This is a genomic window from Sphingomonas endolithica (genome assembly GCF_025231525.1).
Lineage (GTDB): Bacteria > Pseudomonadota > Alphaproteobacteria > Sphingomonadales > Sphingomonadaceae > Sphingomonas > Sphingomonas endolithica.
Genome location: NZ_CP103057.1, coordinates 799,269 through 816,245, shown reverse-complemented (window position 1 = coordinate 816,245; position 16,977 = coordinate 799,269). Strand labels below are relative to the sequence as shown.

General features: G+C 65.8%; 19 protein-coding genes. 9 read left to right on the top strand and 10 right to left on the bottom strand.

Going from position 1 to position 16,977, the window contains the following annotated elements:
- Positions 1–21 precede the first annotated feature (21 nt).
- The gene (locus tag NV382_RS03920) at positions 22–603 is read left to right on the top strand and encodes a rhomboid family intramembrane serine protease (RefSeq protein WP_260599231.1); all 582 of its coding nucleotides are present in this window, start codon (positions 22–24) and stop codon (positions 601–603) included.
- 286 nt (positions 604–889) lie between these two features.
- Here NV382_RS03920 and NV382_RS03915 read toward each other — a convergent pair whose 3' ends face one another.
- The 5 genes from NV382_RS03915 to NV382_RS03895 are packed head-to-tail and all read right to left on the bottom strand — an operon-like array spanning position 890 to position 3,035.
- Positions 890–1,120: a DUF4170 domain-containing protein gene (locus NV382_RS03915; protein WP_260599230.1), complete on the bottom strand. Its 231-nt coding sequence runs from the start codon at positions 1,118–1,120 to the stop codon at positions 890–892.
- Positions 1,121–1,179: 59 nt separating this feature from the next.
- Entirely contained in the window at positions 1,180–1,677 is a 498-nt protein-coding gene (locus NV382_RS03910; RefSeq protein ID WP_260599229.1) for a hypothetical protein, read from the bottom strand.
- Positions 1,674–2,039: a hypothetical protein gene (locus NV382_RS03905; protein ID WP_260599228.1), complete on the bottom strand. Its 366-nt coding sequence runs from the start codon at positions 2,037–2,039 to the stop codon at positions 1,674–1,676. Before NV382_RS03905 ends, NV382_RS03910 begins: the two co-directional genes overlap by 4 nt.
- Positions 2,036–2,380, bottom strand: a complete 345-nt coding sequence (locus tag NV382_RS03900) for a phage holin family protein (protein WP_260599227.1) — start codon at positions 2,378–2,380, stop codon at positions 2,036–2,038. The genes NV382_RS03905 and NV382_RS03900 overlap by 4 nt, the downstream gene beginning before the upstream one ends.
- A 25-nt stretch (positions 2,381–2,405) precedes the next feature.
- Positions 2,406–3,035, bottom strand: a complete 630-nt coding sequence (locus NV382_RS03895; protein ID WP_260599226.1) for a hypothetical protein — start codon at positions 3,033–3,035, stop codon at positions 2,406–2,408.
- 140 nt (positions 3,036–3,175) lie between these two features.
- On the opposite strand from NV382_RS03895, the gene eno reads away from it, so the two are divergent.
- Together eno and NV382_RS03885 are read left to right on the top strand one after the other, a co-directional pair.
- Positions 3,176–4,450, top strand: coding sequence for a phosphopyruvate hydratase (gene eno, locus NV382_RS03890; protein WP_260599225.1), 1,275 nt, complete (start codon positions 3,176–3,178; stop codon positions 4,448–4,450).
- Between the two features lie 64 nt (positions 4,451–4,514).
- The gene (locus NV382_RS03885) at positions 4,515–4,826 is read left to right on the top strand and encodes an FtsB family cell division protein (protein WP_260599224.1); all 312 of its coding nucleotides are present in this window, start codon (positions 4,515–4,517) and stop codon (positions 4,824–4,826) included.
- Positions 4,827–4,864: 38 nt separating this feature from the next.
- On the opposite strand, the gene NV382_RS03880 is transcribed toward NV382_RS03885, so the two are convergent.
- From NV382_RS03880 to NV382_RS03860, 5 genes are all read right to left on the bottom strand, one after another.
- Entirely contained in the window at positions 4,865–5,737 is an 873-nt protein-coding gene (locus NV382_RS03880; protein ID WP_260599223.1) for an alpha/beta fold hydrolase, read from the bottom strand.
- Between the two features lie 78 nt (positions 5,738–5,815).
- Positions 5,816–7,207, bottom strand: a complete 1,392-nt coding sequence (locus tag NV382_RS03875) for an MFS transporter (RefSeq protein ID WP_260599222.1) — start codon at positions 7,205–7,207, stop codon at positions 5,816–5,818.
- Positions 7,208–7,540: 333 nt separating this feature from the next.
- A complete protein-coding gene (locus tag NV382_RS03870; protein ID WP_260599221.1) occupies positions 7,541–8,590 on the bottom strand; it encodes a ferritin-like domain-containing protein in 1,050 nt (349 codons plus the stop codon).
- 11 nt (positions 8,591–8,601) lie between these two features.
- The gene (locus tag NV382_RS03865; RefSeq protein WP_260599220.1) at positions 8,602–9,594 is read right to left on the bottom strand and encodes a ferritin-like domain-containing protein; all 993 of its coding nucleotides are present in this window, start codon (positions 9,592–9,594) and stop codon (positions 8,602–8,604) included.
- 341 nt (positions 9,595–9,935) lie between these two features.
- Complete coding sequence (locus tag NV382_RS03860; protein ID WP_260599219.1) at positions 9,936–10,334, bottom strand: winged helix-turn-helix transcriptional regulator; 399 nt, start codon at positions 10,332–10,334, stop codon at positions 9,936–9,938.
- Positions 10,335–10,423: 89 nt separating this feature from the next.
- Between NV382_RS03860 and NV382_RS03855 the strand changes: the two genes are divergently transcribed.
- From NV382_RS03855 to NV382_RS03830, 6 genes are all read left to right on the top strand, one after another.
- Complete coding sequence (locus tag NV382_RS03855; RefSeq protein WP_260599218.1) at positions 10,424–11,038, top strand: FMN-dependent NADH-azoreductase; 615 nt, start codon at positions 10,424–10,426, stop codon at positions 11,036–11,038.
- A 103-nt stretch (positions 11,039–11,141) separates the two neighbouring features.
- Positions 11,142–12,725 (top strand): AAA family ATPase, encoded by a 1,584-nt coding sequence (locus tag NV382_RS03850; RefSeq protein ID WP_260599217.1) that lies wholly within the window; start codon positions 11,142–11,144, stop codon positions 12,723–12,725.
- The gene (locus tag NV382_RS03845; RefSeq protein WP_260599216.1) at positions 12,722–13,696 is read left to right on the top strand and encodes a hypothetical protein; all 975 of its coding nucleotides are present in this window, start codon (positions 12,722–12,724) and stop codon (positions 13,694–13,696) included. The genes NV382_RS03850 and NV382_RS03845 overlap by 4 nt, the downstream gene beginning before the upstream one ends.
- A complete protein-coding gene (locus NV382_RS03840; protein ID WP_260599215.1) occupies positions 13,681–15,450 on the top strand; it encodes a vWA domain-containing protein in 1,770 nt (589 codons plus the stop codon). The genes NV382_RS03845 and NV382_RS03840 overlap by 16 nt, the downstream gene beginning before the upstream one ends.
- Complete coding sequence (locus tag NV382_RS03835) at positions 15,447–16,412, top strand: radical SAM protein (RefSeq protein ID WP_260599214.1); 966 nt, start codon at positions 15,447–15,449, stop codon at positions 16,410–16,412. Before NV382_RS03840 ends, NV382_RS03835 begins: the two co-directional genes overlap by 4 nt.
- Complete coding sequence (locus tag NV382_RS03830; RefSeq protein ID WP_260599213.1) at positions 16,409–16,975, top strand: hypothetical protein; 567 nt, start codon at positions 16,409–16,411, stop codon at positions 16,973–16,975. Before NV382_RS03835 ends, NV382_RS03830 begins: the two co-directional genes overlap by 4 nt.
- Positions 16,976–16,977: the final 2 nt, after the last annotated feature.

Here is a 16,977-nt window from a genome sequence, read left to right as displayed (position 1 = left end):
GACGCATTGATTGCGGTCGCGGTGTTCGCAGCGCTGTTCCTGGCGGCCGCCGTCGGGTTGGACCTGGCGGCGATCGGCTTCGGGTTCATCCCGGCTGAGTTCGTGGGCGGCGGCTGGAGCAACGACCCGCTGCGTTCCTGGGCGTCGCCGCTGATGTCGGCATTCATCCCGCGTGACGTGCTGTCGGTGGTGTTCGATCTGGTATTTCTGCTCATCGCGGGGCGGTTCGTCGAGAAGGCAATCCGTCCCGCCGGGCTGGCGATTGTACTGATCGCGGGCATCTATCTCGGGGCGGCGTTGCGGCTGATCCTGACGCCCGCATCGGCCATCCCCAGCGCCGGGCTCGACCCGGCGATGTTCGCGGTGATCGGCGCCTATTTCATGCTCTATGGCTTGCCTGCTGCACTGCCCGTGGGCCGAGGCCAGACGCGCCAGGTTCAGATCGCGATGCTGGCCGGCATCTGGTTCGGCATCCAGGCGGTGTTCGCGCTGGTTGCCCAGAATTTCGAAATGTCGGTCACGTTCGTGGAGCCGCTCGGCGGATTGCTGGCGGGCGTGCTGCTGGCGCGGCCGTTGCTGAGGTGGCAGTTCCGGCGGGCTTGAGCCCGTCGCGCGCAATCCCAAGCTAATCTGGTCGTCTTGAGCTTGTCGAAGGGCGTGTTTCGGGCACGTGCTTCGGCAGGCTCAGCACGAACGGAGTAGAATAAGGTGGGCTGTTTCAGGTGGGGTCGCCTGGGCCCACCAAGCAGCTTGCGACAAGCATCAGGCTTCTCGGGTAGAGCGTGCGGCGCGGTGGACCCCGGAACAAGTCCGGGGTGACGACTGTGTTTAAGAAACTGCTATTTTCAAAGGTGCGATCGGAACAAGGCTGGACTGTGCCAACTCGCGCTTAGCCGCCCAGCTTGGCGATTAGATCGGGCTGCACCAAGCGGTGGAGGTGAACGACGACATACTTCATCTCGGCATCGTCGACGGTACGCTGGGCAGCAGCACGCCAGGCTTTTTCGGCGCTTTTATAGTCGGGGAACATGCCGACGATCTCGATCGAGTCGAGATCGTCGAAGTCCAGCGTACGCGGATCGCTGACGCGGCCGCCGAAGACGAGGTGGAGCTTGTTCATGATCGTGATTCCTGGGGAAAAGAGTCACGACCGGCCTTAGCGTCGGCAAGCGCGGGCGGCTAGTCCGTGGAGCTTGCTTCCGCCTTCTTGGCGTTTGCATTGGTGATCGCCGCAGTGCCCGCGGTCACGAGTGCGGTAAGCACACCGCCGACGAGCTTGCCTGCCTGATCGCTCATCGCACCGCGGCTGAGGCCGAGCGCGCCGAGTTCGGCAAGGCCGGTCTGCTTGGCGTTGTGCAAGGCGCCGGTCGCGGTGGTGCGCAGCTTGACGCCGACCGGCGCGAGCATCTGCACTTCGCGCTGGCTGCGCGGCAGCAGCGCGCCGGCAAGCGCGCCGAGTGCAAGGCCGCCGACGAGCACGGGAAGCGGGTTGGCATCGATCACCTGTGCGGTGCGGTCAGCGGCATCGCGCGCGCCATCCAGCGTACGATCCAGTGCCTTGTTGGCCGCGGCCAGGGTCTTGTCGACCGTGCCCTTGGGGGCTGCCGGAGCCTTGCCTTGCGTGTCGGACTGCGTGGCGGCGCCAGCGGCGGCATGTGACTTGGTCTGCTGGTTCATGATGACTTCCTTTTCGCGGCACGCGGCCGGTCTTTGATCGAGCTTTCGGGGATCAAACTCGTAGAGGGGGCGGGGGTTGCATCGGGCTTGCGCCGCAGGAACAACCGGGCGATCGGGCGGCGCAGCAGATACAGCAGCACGGCAGTGCATGCGCCCGCAAGCGGCAAAGGATAGCGCCTGGCGGTATCCACGCCGTCGCGGACGAGATCCTGCCGTTTGCCGCGCAGCGTTTGCGCAACTTCCTGCACCAGGGCCGCCGGGGCGAACCGCGCCTGTGCCGTGGCGACAGTCAGGGCGAACTGACGGCGTGCGACGGCGGCCTGAAACTCGGCGGCGGCGATGGACGAAGGCTGATCGGTCATCGTGCCGCGTCGCCCGCCAGCAGCTTACTGACCCGTCCACTCGCCAGCCAGCCAAGCAAGCCGGCAATGACCAGCGTGCCCAGAACCACGATCGCCGTCGCCCAGCCGGGGCCGACCAGCGTCTGGATGGTCAGGATCAGCCCAACCAGCAATGCGATGATCGCCGCATTGACCAGGATCAGTGCGGTGACACCGAAGATGGCGATCGTCTTGGCCTGGGCGAGCCATGACACCGATTTCGCGCGGTACAGCGTGATCTCGGCGGTTACGACCGCCCTTGCGTCGGCAACCAGACGTGACACCAACGCGCCGATGCTTTTCTGCCCGGACGACGGCACCACTATCCAATCTCCCGCATCAATGTGATCAGGCCTGATCGTCGGTTTCGGCATTGAGGCCGGACTGGACCAAGCGGATCAGCACGAAGCCGAGCGCTGCGGCGGTGCCGATGGCAATCGCCGGGCTCTTCTTCACGAAACCACTGGCATCGGCGATCAGCTCATCGATGTTCTTCGCCTTCAGCGATTCCGAAAAGTCGGTGACGGTCTCGGCGGCGGTGCGGGCATATTGACCATATTGGGTGCCGACCTTCTCATCGACCGTGCCTGCTGCGTCGTGCATCATCTGCGCGAGCTCGTCGAGCGCTCCGCCGGCGCGCGATTTGCCGTCTTCGACGTAACCCTTGGCCCGCTCGCCGACATTCTTGGTCAACAAGGCGGCACTGTCCTTGAGCGTCTGTGCTGCACTCGAGGCGGCAGAGCTGGCGCCCGCGGTGCTGCTGCTGGCCGAGCTGTCGGCCGAACTGCCGTTGCTGCTGGCGGACGACGCGCTGGCGGTATTCTTGGCGCCGCCGGTATCGGCGGCATCCGCGCTCTCGAATTCGACATCGTCGCCGTCGAGCTCACCCGCGGGCTCGAACGTCGTCGCGGCCGGCGGCGTCTCCGCGGCTGTATTCGTGTCGATGTTGTCGTTCGGTTTGTCGTTCTGGTCGGCCATCTTGCGCCCTTTCGATTGTTAACCGGGTCAACTTGCCGCACGCGGCGCGGTTCCATCATGTCGCTGAATTGCCGATCCACGCGATAGCCGATAGACGGCTGCGACAACGCCGACCCGGCCAGAGTTAGAAGGATCGTTCCGTGACCGCAATCATCGACCTGCATGCCCGTCAGATCATCGACAGCCGCGGCAATCCCACGGTGGAGGTGGACGTGATGCTGGAGGATGGCAGCTTCGGCCGCGCCGCCGTGCCCTCCGGCGCATCGACCGGTGCGCACGAGGCGGTCGAACGGCGCGATGGCGGCGCGGCGTGGCTGGGCAAGGGCGTGCAGGGCGCAGTCGATGCCGTGAATGGCGAGATCGCCGAGGAAGTGGTCGACATGGATGCCGAGGACCAGTCCGATATAGATCGTGCGATGATCGAGCTGGATGGTACCGAGAATAAGGGCCGTCTCGGCGCGAACGCGATCCTGGGTGTCAGCCTGGCGGTCGCCAAGGCAGCGGCGGATGCGCGCGGGCTGCCGCTGTATCGCTATGTCGGTGGCGTCTCGGCGCATGTGTTGCCGGTGCCGATGATGAACATCATCAATGGCGGCGAACATGCCGACAATCCGATCGACTTCCAGGAATTCATGATCGTGCCGGTCGGCGCGGACGATCTGTTCGAGGCCGTGCGGTGCGGGTCGGAAATCTTCCACACGCTCAAGAAGGGGCTGCACGACCAGGGGCTGGCGACGTCGGTCGGCGACGAGGGCGGCTTTGCGCCGAACATCGCCAGCACCAGCGCGGCGCTCGACTTCATCATGCAGTCGATCGAGAAGGCCGGGTATACGCCGGGCGACGACGTGATGATCGCGCTGGATTGCGCGGCGACCGAATTCTTCAAGGACGGGCGCTACAACATCTCGGGCGAGAACCGCATCCTGGAAAGCGGGGAGATGGCCGAATATCTCGCCGATCTCACGCGGCGCTACCCGATCTTCTCGATCGAGGACGGCATGGCAGAGGACGATTGGGCAGGCTGGAAGGCGCTGACCGATCTGGTGGGCGACAAGGTGCAGTTGGTGGGCGACGACCTGTTCGTCACCAACCCCAAGCGCCTGAAGCGCGGCATCGACGACAAGATCGCTAATTCGATCCTGGTGAAGGTCAATCAGATCGGTACGCTGACCGAAACGCTGGAAGCAGTGTCGATGGCCAACCGCGCAGGCTATACCGCCGTGATGTCGCACCGGTCGGGCGAGACCGAGGATTCAACCATCGCCGACCTGGCGGTGGCGACCAATTGCGGTCAGATCAAGACGGGCAGCCTCGCGCGCAGCGACCGGTTGGCCAAGTACAACCAGCTGATCCGCATCGAGGAAGAGCTGGGCGATGCCGCGGTCTATGCCGGCCGGGGCGTGTTGCGCGGCTGATTTCGCCCCAGATGGTTGAAAACGCTTGCTCATAACGCGCGCGACTGCGAGAATCGCACGCGACATGGCCAAGCGTTCTTCCTTCAATATCATGCTGCTCCGCGCGATCGTGCCGGCGCTGGTGGTGATCGTGATTGCGGGGCTGGGCAGCTATACCGTGTTCGGGCCCAATGGCGCGCGCGCTTACGGCGATATCACGCGTCAATTGGCCAAGCGCGACGTGCAGCTGGCCGCGCTGAAGGCGAAGCGCGCCGAGTGGCAAAACAAGGTCGCGTTGCTCGACCCGAAGAGTGCCGATCCCGACCTGGTCGACGAACTGACGCGCAAGAAGCTGAACGTCGTGCACCCGGACGAGGTTATCGTTCCGCTCAACTGAAGCTGGTGGGCGACGCCGAAGCGCCGCCCGCTCTCTTTTTACCGATCCACTAACTGTACGTCGTGCTCTGTGGCGGTGGTCGGGCGGCCGCGGCCGAGGAAGGTCAGCAGGTCGTTGGTGAAGCGGTCGCTCTCCGTCACGGTCAGCCCGTGCGGCGCACCATCGTATTCGACAAGCTGCGACTGCGCGATGCCGCGTGCGGCGGCACGGCCGGTCGGGTCGATCGGCACGGTCTTGTCCGACGTGCCATGGACGACGAGCGTGGGCACGCGAAAGGTGGGCAGCTCGCCACGGAAATCGGTATGGCCGAACGACTGCGCGCAGGCGAGGATCGGCTTGAGGCCGCCCTGCATCGCCAGCCGCCATGCCCAGTCTACCGTCTCGTCGCTGACCGGCGAGGAGATGAAGCCGACGCCGAAGAATTGTTCGAGGAAGGTGCGGAAGAAGCCCGGGCGATCCTTCAGGATGCCGTCGGCGATGCTCTGCAGCTTCTCTTCCGGCACGCCATCGGGATTGTCGTCGGTCTGGAGCATGTAAGGAACCACGGACGAGACCAGGCCGGCGGCGATGACGCCCTTGCCCTCATGACGGCTCATGTAGCGCGCGACTTCGCCGCCACCCATCGAGAAGCCGACCAGGGTGGCGTCCTCCTCCGCGCCGGTTTCCTTCAGGACATCGGCGAGATCGTCGGCAAGCGTGTCGTAATCGTAGCCGGTCCAGGGCTGGTCCGAGCGCCCGAAGCCGCGCCTGTCATAAGCGATCGCGCGCAAGCCGGCATCGGCCAGCGCCATCGCCTGCGCGTCCCAACTATCGGCGCTGAGCGGCCAGCCGTGGATCAGCACGACGGGGCGGCCACTGCCCCAATCCTTGACGTAGAGCTCGGTGCCGTCACGGGTCTTGATATGGGGCATGCGGATACTCCAAGTAGGATGCGGAACTTATCCTAGGTTAACGGCCCGCAACCATCGGGGTTCCTCTTGCTGAGCGCGCTATCGCACCGGGCTGGCGGGCTGCACGTCCTCCGCTTCCTCGCCGCGCGGGTTGCGGATCGAGGGACGCAGGCGGGCAAGGCTGCACAATCCGGCGACGAAGGCCAGGCCGGCCGCGATCAGCGGCGGGACGATGCCGTCGCCGATGTGCAGGGCCAGCAACGCGGCAACGAGCGTCGCACCGGTGGTCTGGCCGACCAGCCGCACGGTGGACACGAGGCCGCCGGCAGCAGCAGCGCGCTCGCGCGGGGCGCTGCCGATGATCAGCCGCGCATTGGGCGGCAGGAACGTGCCGAAGCCCGAGCCGCACAGCGCCATGCGCCAGGCGACGTCGAACAGGCTGGGGTCGGCGGGCATGAAGGCGATCAGCAGCAGTGCGCAGATCGATACGGCCATGCCGATGCCGCCGAGGATGCCGGCGGGCACCCGGTCGGACAGCCAGCCGGCAAGCGGCGCGACGATCATGTTGGTGAGCGGCCAGGGCGCGATCGCCGCGCCGATCATTGCCGGCGTGAAATCGAGCTCTGCCAGCCGGAACGGTGTCGAGAGCAGCAACGTCATCGACGCGATGAACGCCGTATAGGCGCCGATCACCGACAGCGCGAGGACCGGGCGGGCGAGCAGATCGATCGGCAGGATCGGATCGGTCTCGCCTTTCTGGCGCCTGACGAAGGTCACGCCGACCAGCGCGCCGACGAGCACGATCGCCGCCGACACGATCGGGGAATCGCCATGAACTGCGCTTTCAAGGCCGCCTATGACCAGGCCGAACATTGCGGCGCACATCACGGCGCCCAGTACGTCGAACGGCGCGTCGCGCGGCTTGGGATCGGGCAGGGCGCGGCCGAAGGCGAGCGAAAGGCAGGCAAAGGGCACGGCGCTGGCGAATACCCACGGCCAGGGCGCGATCGCCAGGATGAGCCCGCCGATCGTCGGCGCGGCGGCGGCCGAGCTCGAAACGACGACCGAGTTGATGCCGAGGCCACGGCCGAGTTGCTTGGCGGGATAGGTCTGGCGGATCAGCGCGGACGAAACGCTGAGCGCCGCCGCAGCGCCAATCGCTTGCGCGACGCGGACGATAAGCAGGAAGGGCAGACTTTTGGCAAAGAAGCACAGGATCGTCGCTGCCGTGAACAGCAATTGCCCGTATTGATACAGGCGCTTGAGACCGATGCGATCGCCAAGCCCGGCAAAGGGCAGCAGCATCATGACCAGGGTCAGCTGATAGACGGTGACCACGGCAACGACAGCGCTGCTGTCGACCTTCAGGTCGTGCGCGATGGTCGGCAATGCCACGGTGGCAACGGCGCCGTCGATGATGACGAGCGCGGTGCCGCACGAGAGCGCGCCGATCGCCAGCAGGCGGCGGGGGAGGGGGAGGCCGTCGATCATTGCCCGCGATTACGCCTGTCGCTTGCGAGTGCAAGTGATGGCGTGACCCAATTGCCTGGCTGTGATGACTTCACCTCCGACCGTTCGTGTCGAGCGCAGTCGAGACACCTGCGTTTGGGCTCGGTGTCTCGACTTCGCTCGACACGAACGGACAGCGATGAATCAACCAGCGTCGTCACGTGCCAGGAAGCTAGACGCGATTGAAGCGGGTGGCACGGGGGCGGTCAAACCGATTGTAGGGCACACGGGGAAAGCCAAGCCGACGGTTGGTGGCGCACCGCTTAAGTCACTAGGCCGCAACGCCAAGGAAGCGTTGCGGCCCAGCAGTTTACATCAGGCGTTTGCGCCACTCGTTCGGATGTTGCCGTTAACGCCACTCGGGAAGAAGCCGCCCGCCGTCACCGCAGCACGGTTCTGGTAGACCACGTTCAGCACCTGCGGCGCGGTACGCCCCAGGACCAGGCCACCGGCGTCGGTCGGCACGATGTTGGCGGTCGTGGCATTGCCGATATCCTGATCGGTGTCGGTCGTGCCATCCAGCCCATCGCGAGCGTTCGAGATCTGCGTGATGCGGCTGTAGATGGTCGGCACGGTGAGACCGCGACGCCACAGTTCCGACCGGATCACGCCGTCATGGTAGCATTCGGTGGCAAGAATGCCGGCGGATGCCTCCAGGAACGTCTTGGTGGTGATCAGCCGGGCGGACCCGCGATAGGCGGTGACCCCGACATCGGTCAACAGATAGGAGCCAATCAGGAAGTTCTCGTCGTTCAGGTACGGGTCGAAGATATCGTTCGGCCCGATCACCCCCGCAGCGCGAGCGGCGGCAGTGAAGGCGCCGACGGCCGTAGTGGTGCCGACGGTCACGCTGGCGCTGCCCGACAGGTTGATCGCCGGTTGGGCCTGTGCCGCGCTGGCCAAGGTGGTCCTGAGAAAGCCGATATGCGCCAGTTCGTCGGCCGCGATCTCACGGGCATATTGTTGCACCACGGTATCGGTGAACCTGACCGCGCGGGCCGCGCCATCGCCGCTGCCCGTGATCACCGCACCTTGCGTGCCGGTGCCGGTCTGGAGGTTGGCCGGTACCCCCTGGCCCGACACTGCATAGGAATAATAATTCCCCTCCAGATATTCGAGCTGCAGCGCGAAGTTGAGCACGTCGATTTCGCTGACGGCCGTGGTCGGCGTGGGCGACGGCGTGGGGGTGGGTGACGGTAGCTGGATGACCTCGGGATCGTCATTGTCGTCGCCGCATGCTGCCAGCAGCGATAGGCCGCCGGTCATTACCGCCGCACCGCCACACAGGCGAATGAAGTTCCGACGCGCGCTCCGCTGGTGCCCGGCGCGTTCCATCAGGTCCAGAAATTCGATTTGATCTTTCATCGCCCGCCTCCTCAGTTCGCGCCGGAACGGCGAAGCGCCGCGTTCGGATTGTTGGTCCCGTTCGGGAAAAAGCCGCCAGAAGTGACCTGATTGCGGGTCAGATAGGCGATGTTGTGAACCTGCTCGGCGGTGCGACTGAACACGATGCCGTTGGCATCGGTCGGCACGAAGTTGGACGCGAGCCCGAACTGCGTGTCCATAGGCGAGATGCCCTGATCGTCGTCGGCAACGCGCACCGGCGGGCCGGCAGACGTGGCCGTACCATCCAGCGTGTCGCGCGCGTCCGAGATCTTGTCGGCATTGGTGCGCAGCACGGGGACATCCACGCCGCGGCGATAGAGTGCGCCGCGGATGATCCCGGCATGGAACGCCTCGGCCGCGAGCAGGCCGGCCGCTGCGTCGATGATGTCGGGCGTGTTGAGGAGCGGCGATCCGCCTTTGTATGCCGTGACCCCGACATCCTCGAAGATGTAGGCGGCAGTCAGGAAGTTATCGTCGTTGGCATACGGATCGAAGATCCCGCCGGACGCAGTGAGATCGATCCCCGCCGCGGTCGCGGCGGCGGTGAACACTGCAGGCGAGAGATCGATGGCAGGCTGCGATACAGCCGAGGTCGAGAGTAATCTCCGCAGCGAGGCAACGTGTGCGACCTCGTCGGAGGCGATCTCACGGACATATTGGATGACGGCAGGGTCGGTCAGGTTCGCTTTGCGGGCGCCAGTCACTCCGCCTTGCGTCTGCGTGCCAGTGAGCTGGTCTGCGGCCAAGCCCGTTCCACTGAATGCGAAGCTGTAGAACTGCGCCTCGAGATATTCGAGATTGAGCGCGAAGTTCAGAATGTCCGCCTCGCTTGGCGCGGTCTGCGCCATGGCGCGTCCGGAAAGCGCAAGGCCGCCGGTGCCTACGGCTGCTGCGGTGACGGCGAACTTGAAGAAGTCGCGTCGCTCGGTCCGTCGTTGCGCTCGCGCATCGACCATTTGAACCACTTGCTCGCTTTCAGGCATAGTGTCTCTCCCTCCTTGGTCATTCAGGGGGCGGACTTGCTACTTGATTGACCAAAGCCATCCTAAATACGAACCGTCAGAACAAAGGATGCAGTGAACGGCAACTATAAATGACTGATCTAGCGCAATATATTTGGCTCCTGCGGTATAACTCAGATTAATTGACTGTCGCGATCGTCCTGGGTGCAGGCGATTTGTCGCGTCTGTGCCGCGCCGCACAAATTATCATACTATTGAAGCAGTCGAGGTGTTGGCTCTGACAGCAACAACGACGGATCAACTTGTCGCGTGCCAGTAAAATCGTTTTCCGCTGGCACGGAACACTGCTGCAGTATGACGGCTTAAGCGTCTTCGTTCCCGGCGTCATAGGATTCGCGTGCCGAGGCGATGCCGACGAGGTTTTGCAGCGCCCAGGCGCCCAGCAGCCTGACCGGTACGGCCAAGGAGCGCCCGATCTCCGTCAGTTCGTAGTCCACCCGTGGCGGAATGGAGGGCGTGACAGTGCGAGTCACAAATCCGTCGCGCTCCATGTTCCGCAGCGTCAAGGTAAGCATGCGCTGCGAGATCCCGTCGATCCCGCGCTTGAGTTCATTGAACCGATAACCGCGCTCGCATAGCATGATGATGACGAGCACCGACCACTTGTCTCCGATCCGTCCGATCACCTGCGAAACCTTGAGGCAGGTGCCGGTATCGTGGCGGATTGGCTCATCTTGGGGAGCGGAGGCAGTCACATTCATGTGCCTTAGGTATCAACCTTGTGCGTTCTTGTGGGAGGCTTTCGGTAGGCACATACCATAACCGAGGCAACAATCGGAACCTGAAACCCATGAAACTTCTTCACATCGACAGCAGCATCACCGGCGCCCACTCGGTCTCGCGCGAACTCTCCGCGCTCATCGTCGAAAAGCTCGGCGGCAAGCAGGAACATGACGTGACCTATCGCGACCTCGTGGCAGAAGATCTCCCGCACTTGACCGCCGTCACGGCGCCGTCCGCCCACCCGCTGTCGCAGGCCGCGCCGAACCTGGACGAGGCGCAGGCGGCCAAGCGTGCCGAGAGCGATGCGATCTTGAACGAGTTCCTGGCGGCGGACATCGTCGTGATCGGCGTGCCGATGTACAACTTCACACTGCCATCCGTACTAAAGGCCTGGATCGACCGCCTGCTGGTGCCGGGCACGACCTTCAAATATGGCCCGAACGGTCCCGAGGGTCTGGCCGGTGGCAAGCGGATCATCCTCGCGATCGCCCGCGGCGGCATCTATGGCGAGGCATCCGCCCGCGCGTCCGCCGAACATGCCGAATCCTTCCTGCGCGTGGCATTGGGCTTTATCGGCGTCGAGACTATCGAGACCGTCGTTGCCGAGGGTTTGGCGATCGTGGACGTCAAGGACGCGGCGATCGCCTCGGCGCGTGATACGGTCCACCGACTTGCCGCCTGACGTCTGACCGCGCGTCCCAACGAGCGCGGTCTGGCGCTGCGCGGCAAGGTGCCGCGACGAGAAGTGCGCTTGTCTTGGCAAGCGGTCGCACTATCGTCGCGGCATGGCCCGTTTCCCCTTCTTCCAGCGCGTGTCGCAATCGCCGACCGCGCCCCGTGCCGCGCCCGTTTCGCGCAGCTTCGACGTGGCCGACCTGTACGATGGACCCGTGCCGCTGGATCAGGCCGCGGAGGCGGGCGGCGTCAAGCTCGCCGAGAAATTGCGGCAGGCCTATTTCTGGATCGTCAACACCGCGGTGATCAGCCCGCATTACGATGTCGAATTCCAGGACGGGCCATCGCCCGAATTTCGCATTGGCGACAGCAAGACGCTGCTGACCCTGCCTTCGGCGCAAAGCTATTCGAGCTATGCGCTGTTGCCGCTGCTGACCTTCGCCACGCAGGGCAAGTGCCTGTTCGTCGGCGGCCCGGGGCGGGGCAAGACGGCGAGCGCCATCCTGATGGGGGTGATCGCCGGCTACCCAGTGCGGGAGGTGCGCCGCGCCATGCAGCACGGGCATCCGCAGATGACGATCGCCGACCTGCTCGGCAATCCACTGCCCGCCGATCTGGTCGCGGCGCAGAGCATGGAGGCGATCCGCATCGCCTGGCGGCCATGGCTCGGCATGCGCGTGAAGATCGTCGACGAGTATAACCGTATCCCGACGCGGACGCAGAGCGCGCTGCTGACCGTCATGGGAGACAATTATGCCGAGGTGCTGGGGCAGATCTTCGAATGTCCGCCTGCCGCCTGGTACCTGACCGCGAATGACGATGCCGGTGGCGGTACCTATCAGGTGATCGAGGCACTGCGCGACCGGATCGACGTGATCGTGCAGGCGCTGTCGTTCAACCCGCGCTTCCTCGACGACCTGCTGTTGCGGATCGAGGAGAATGTGCGGCCCGAAGACGTCGTGCCGCGCGAGATCGTGTTCGACGAAGGCGAGATCGCCCGGATGGTGGAGACGGTGCGCGGCATCGCCATTCCGGCCGAAGTGCGGCGCCGCATCGAGTTCTTCGCCAGCCAGTTCGAGTTTCTCGAGACCGCCGGTGCGCAGGTCGAACATATGAGCAAGGATACCGCGCGACTGTCGGGCGTCGACTGGTCGCAAGTGACCGCGGCGGATGCCGGGCGCGATCGGCTGAAGGACATCGGCACGCAGACGATGAACGGTCTGTCGGTGCGCAACCTGATGACGCTGATCAGCTATGCCAAGGGTCTCGCCTTCTTCCGCGGCGTCGAGGAGGTCGGGCTGGAGGACGTGCGGCAGGTGCTGCCGTTCGTGCTGCGCGACAAATTGCGGCCCGATCCCGATGCGCCGTTCTTCGCCCTGCCGGAGAATGCCGCTTTCCGCACCGATCAGGTCGGCTGGCTGCGGCGGCTGTTCGACCTTGCATGCGAGGAATATGACCGGCTCGATCTCGACCGCGACGATCCGGTGCGGGCGATGGCCGAGCAGTTCGACGCCGGGCTCGATGGGCTCAGCGAGCGCGACGTAAGCGCGAGGCTGACCCGGATCGAACGGCTGGTCGGCGAGCGGACTGCCGGGCGCAAGCTGTACGGGCCGCTGTATGACGAGGTGCTGCACCTCAAATATCTGCACCAGCGCTATACCAATTATCTCGCCTGGCTCCGCCGCCGGCCATGACCCTGTCGCCGGCGCTTGCGCGGATTCTGGCGGCGGGCCGCCCGCCGTTCAACGCGCGTGTGGCGGCGGCGCGGCGAGCGCGTCCGGGTTTCGACGGGGCGGCGCTGGCGCAAGCGATCCGGGAGCGGCTCGACCCGGTGGTGGCGGCGGTCGCGGCGATCGCACCCGACGCGGCGCCGGCAGTGGCCGACGCTGGGTTCGACATGATCCTTGGCCTTGCCGGGCATGGCATTGCCGGTGAACGCGGCGCGCTCGTCGACCGGGTTTGGCAGACGCTTGCCGTCGCGCATGCGTCGTCGGTGGCCGAGCGCCCGTTCGCGGTGCTGGCGATGCTGACCAATGCTGCGCTGACGATCGCCGCCACACCTGGTGCGCGGGTGGACGAATGGATTGACCGCATGTCGGCTATGGCGCCGCAGGTGACCGCCGAGACGCTGCGTGCCGCCGGGCAGGTGGTGGCATGGCGATCGGGCATGGCACACTACCGTGATGGCGCGATCGTGGCGGCCGACGGGTTGCCGGATGCCGTTGCGGCGGCCGCAATCGGGTCGCCCGCCGGCTGGGCCGAGATCCGCGCGGCATTGGTCGATGATCCGTGGTGGACGCCGGCAGGCGAGCCGACGACTGGCATCACGTTCGGCGGCTTTACGGGCTTTGGCGGTCCGTTCGCGGAGCCGCCAAGCGTCCGGCCGGGCCCGCATGGTTTCCTCGTGCGCTCGGGCTTGAGGACGGGCCTGCTGGTCGTCGACGCGTGGGGCGCGACGCTGCACCCCGCCGATCCCGCCGAGTTCGACGATGCCGCGACAAGTGCGCCAGTGCATGTCGAGGGCGCCAGCATCGCGGTCGGTGATCGCACCGTTCGGACAGAGCTGCCGCCCGATGGGCTTGCCGCCGTCGCCAGCCCGACGAGCGTCGCGATCTTTTCGCGCTACAGCCACCTAATCAGGATCGTGCCGTGGCGAATACGCTGAGGATGGCCGATCGGCTGGAGCTGTGGCGCTCGGCATGGCCGGTTGCGCTGGCTACGTGGAGCCGCTTCACGCGTCTGCGCGATCCCAGCCTGTGCGAAAGCGCGGTGGCGGCGGCGCAGGAGGGCTTGTCAGGGGCGTTCGCGATGATCCGCCTGGTCGACAAGAGCGTGGTCATCGATCTCGAAGGTATCGCCGCGCTCTCGCTCGACGACCATGCGGTCGAGATACTGGCGCACGAAATCGGTCATCACGTGCTCGCCCCTGCCAGTGCGACCGACAGCTTCCGCCTGATCGCCCGCCTGCGCCGCGCGCTGCCGACGCTGGAACGCCACGCGCCGATGGTCGCCAATCTCTACACTGATCTGCTGATCAACGACCGGCTGCAGCGCCAATCCGGGCTAGACATTGCCGGTGTCTATCACCGTATGGCCGCCAAGGAGAAAGGGCCGCGCAGCCGTTTGTGGACGCTGTATGTGGGCATGTACGAGTCGCTATGGGGCTTGGAGAAAGGCAGTCTTGGCGGGCCGCTGCACGATGCGGAGATGGAGGGCGACGCCTGGCTCGGGGCGCGGCTGATCCGCGTCTACGCGCGCGATTGGATGCAGGCCGCGGGCCGGTTCGCGACCTTGCTGCTGCCCTACCTTGCCGAGGACGTCGAAGAGGATGCCGCGCTGCGCCGGCTGCACGATACGCGGAGTGCGGCGCAGGGCGCCGAGCCGAGCGGCGCACAGCAGGTCGAAGCGGACGAGGTGGACGGCGTGGTGCATCCGTCACGCGATCCGGCGATCACCGGCGTTCCGGCGGAGGGTGATACGTCGGTCGTTCCAGCCGCGCCGGCCGACGCGGCACGGCGCGGTGCGGGCCAAGCGCGCGAGCCGTTCGATTATGGCGAGATCCTGCGCGCCGCGGGGCTCGAGCTCACCGACGAGGAGATCGCCGTGCGCTATTACCGCGAACGCGCGCTGCCGTTGCTCGTGCCGTTCCCGACCCGCCCCGGCGTGTCATCGGACGAGCCGCAACTGGAAGGAGTCGAGCCCTGGTCGATCGGCGACTCGATCGACGAGATCGACTGGCTGCAGACGGCCGGGCAATCGCCGATCGTCGTGCCGGGTGTGACCACGGTTCGGCGTACCTACGGCAACGAGGCTGGACAGCCGGGCAAGCCCGACCCGATCGACCTCGACCTCTATGTCGACAGTTCGGGATCGATGCCGGATCCGCGCCGCGCGACCTCGTTCCTGACGCTCGCCGGGGCGGTGATCGCGCTATCCGCCTTGAAGGCCGGATCGCGCGTGCAGGCGACCTTGTGGAGCGGCAAGCAGCAATGGATGGGTACCAAGGGCTTTGTGCGCGACGAAAAGGCCGTTCTGGAGATTCTGGTCGGCTATTATGGAGGCGGCACCGCATTCCCGATCCACCGGCTGCGCGACACCTTCGCGTTGAGGCGCGAGCGCGACCGACCGGTGCATATCCTGATGATCTCGGACGACGGGATCACCACCATGTTCGACCAGGACGAACGCCGCGGGAGCGGGTGGGACGTGGCCGCCATGGCGCTGGCCAAGGGACGTGCCGGGGGCACGATGGCGTTGAATCTCTGGAACGGCATGCCCCACGACAATCCCGTGGCGCGGGATTTGGCTCGGGCGCGCGACGAACAGGGCTGGGACATCCATGCCATCGCCAAGCTCGACGATCTTGTCCTGTTCGCACGCGACTTCGCACGGCGGCACTATGCGGGCGGCAAGGCATGATCGTGCTGTGGCGGATCACCACGCGGTGCAATTATGCCTGCGGGTTCTGCGCCTATGATCGGCGCCTGGACATCGCCCGCAACGATGTCGCCGAGCAAGAGGCACGGCGCTTCGGCGCGTTGCTCAGCTCATGGGGCGCGGCGCGACGGCGGCGCGTGCTGCTCAGCTGGCTCGGGGGCGAGCCGCTGCTATGGCCACCGATCCTGCCGCTATCGGCCGCACTGACGGGACCAACGCTGGCGATCAGCGCGACGACGAACGGCAGCGTCCTGCACCGCGCAGCCACACGCGCGGCGATCCTCACGACGTTCGCCGAACTGACCGTCAGCATCGACGGGCCAGCCATGGTCCATGATCGGCTACGCGGCGCGAACGGCGCCCATGCCCGTGTCGAAGCTGGCGTCCGCGCATTGCACGCGGAGCGCCGCGCGGGCGGGGCGCCGTTGCGCCTGCGGGCAAATGTGGTGCTGATGCGCGACACGGTCGATCACTTTGCGCAATTGTGCGAGGAACTGGCCGATTGGGGGATCGACGAGATCACGTTCAATCAGCTCGGCGGCCGCGATCGGCCGGCCTTCTTCCCGTCACAGCGGCTTAGGCCCGCGGACATCGCTGCCATGGCGACCGCCATGCCTGGCCTGGCCAGGCGCCTGGCTGGCCGCGGCGTGCGCCTGTGCGCCGATCCGCTTTACCTGTCGCGGCTCCATGCCAGCGCGGTCGGTGTGCCGCTTAGCGTCGACGATTGCCAATTGGGGCGCGACTTTCTGTTCATCGACGAACACGGTGTCGTCTCGCCCTGCAGCTTCAGCGGCGATGCCTATGGCGTGCCGATCGCGACGTTGCAGACGATCGCCGATATCGACGCGCTCCATGGGCGTTTCGCCCGCCGCCACGTCTCCGCGCGCTGTGCCAATTGCGACGATTGCCCGTCGACCCAGGCCTTCGCGAAGTTCGCCGCATGATCGCCGGGCCGCCACTCGAACGGGTCATGCGGCGCATTGCCGAAACGCCGTCGGAGTTCCTGGCCGAGCCGCGTATCGGCAGCGCCGGCACCGTTCATGTCGCGGCGCTGGTCGCCGACCTTGTGCGCGCCGCCGGCTTCCCGGTCGATCGCGCCGCGCTGATCCCGTTCGAGAGCGACAGGGTCGACCAGCGCAACCGGCTGAGCCTGGCCGCCGTCACAATATGGCTGCTTGCCGACCTGCCGGCACCGACGGTGGAGGCAATGCTGACGCTGCTGGGCGAAACGATCGGGGACTTGGCGGCGACCGGCCAAGCCAGGGCATTCGTCGAGCATGCCGAACGCCGCGAAGAACTCGCCCGCACGGCGTTGGCCGCGCTGGGGCTGCTGCCGGAAGGCGAGGATATGCGCCAGGCCGCCGATCGCCTTTCCGCGGTCAGCGCGAGCGAACGGCAGCGGCTGATCCGCGCCAGCCGTGCCGCCGAAGACCGCGCGCGGCAGGTGCGCGAGGCGCTGGTCCGCAAGGCGGCCGAGGAATCGGCCGATAAATATACCCGCGAGTGAAC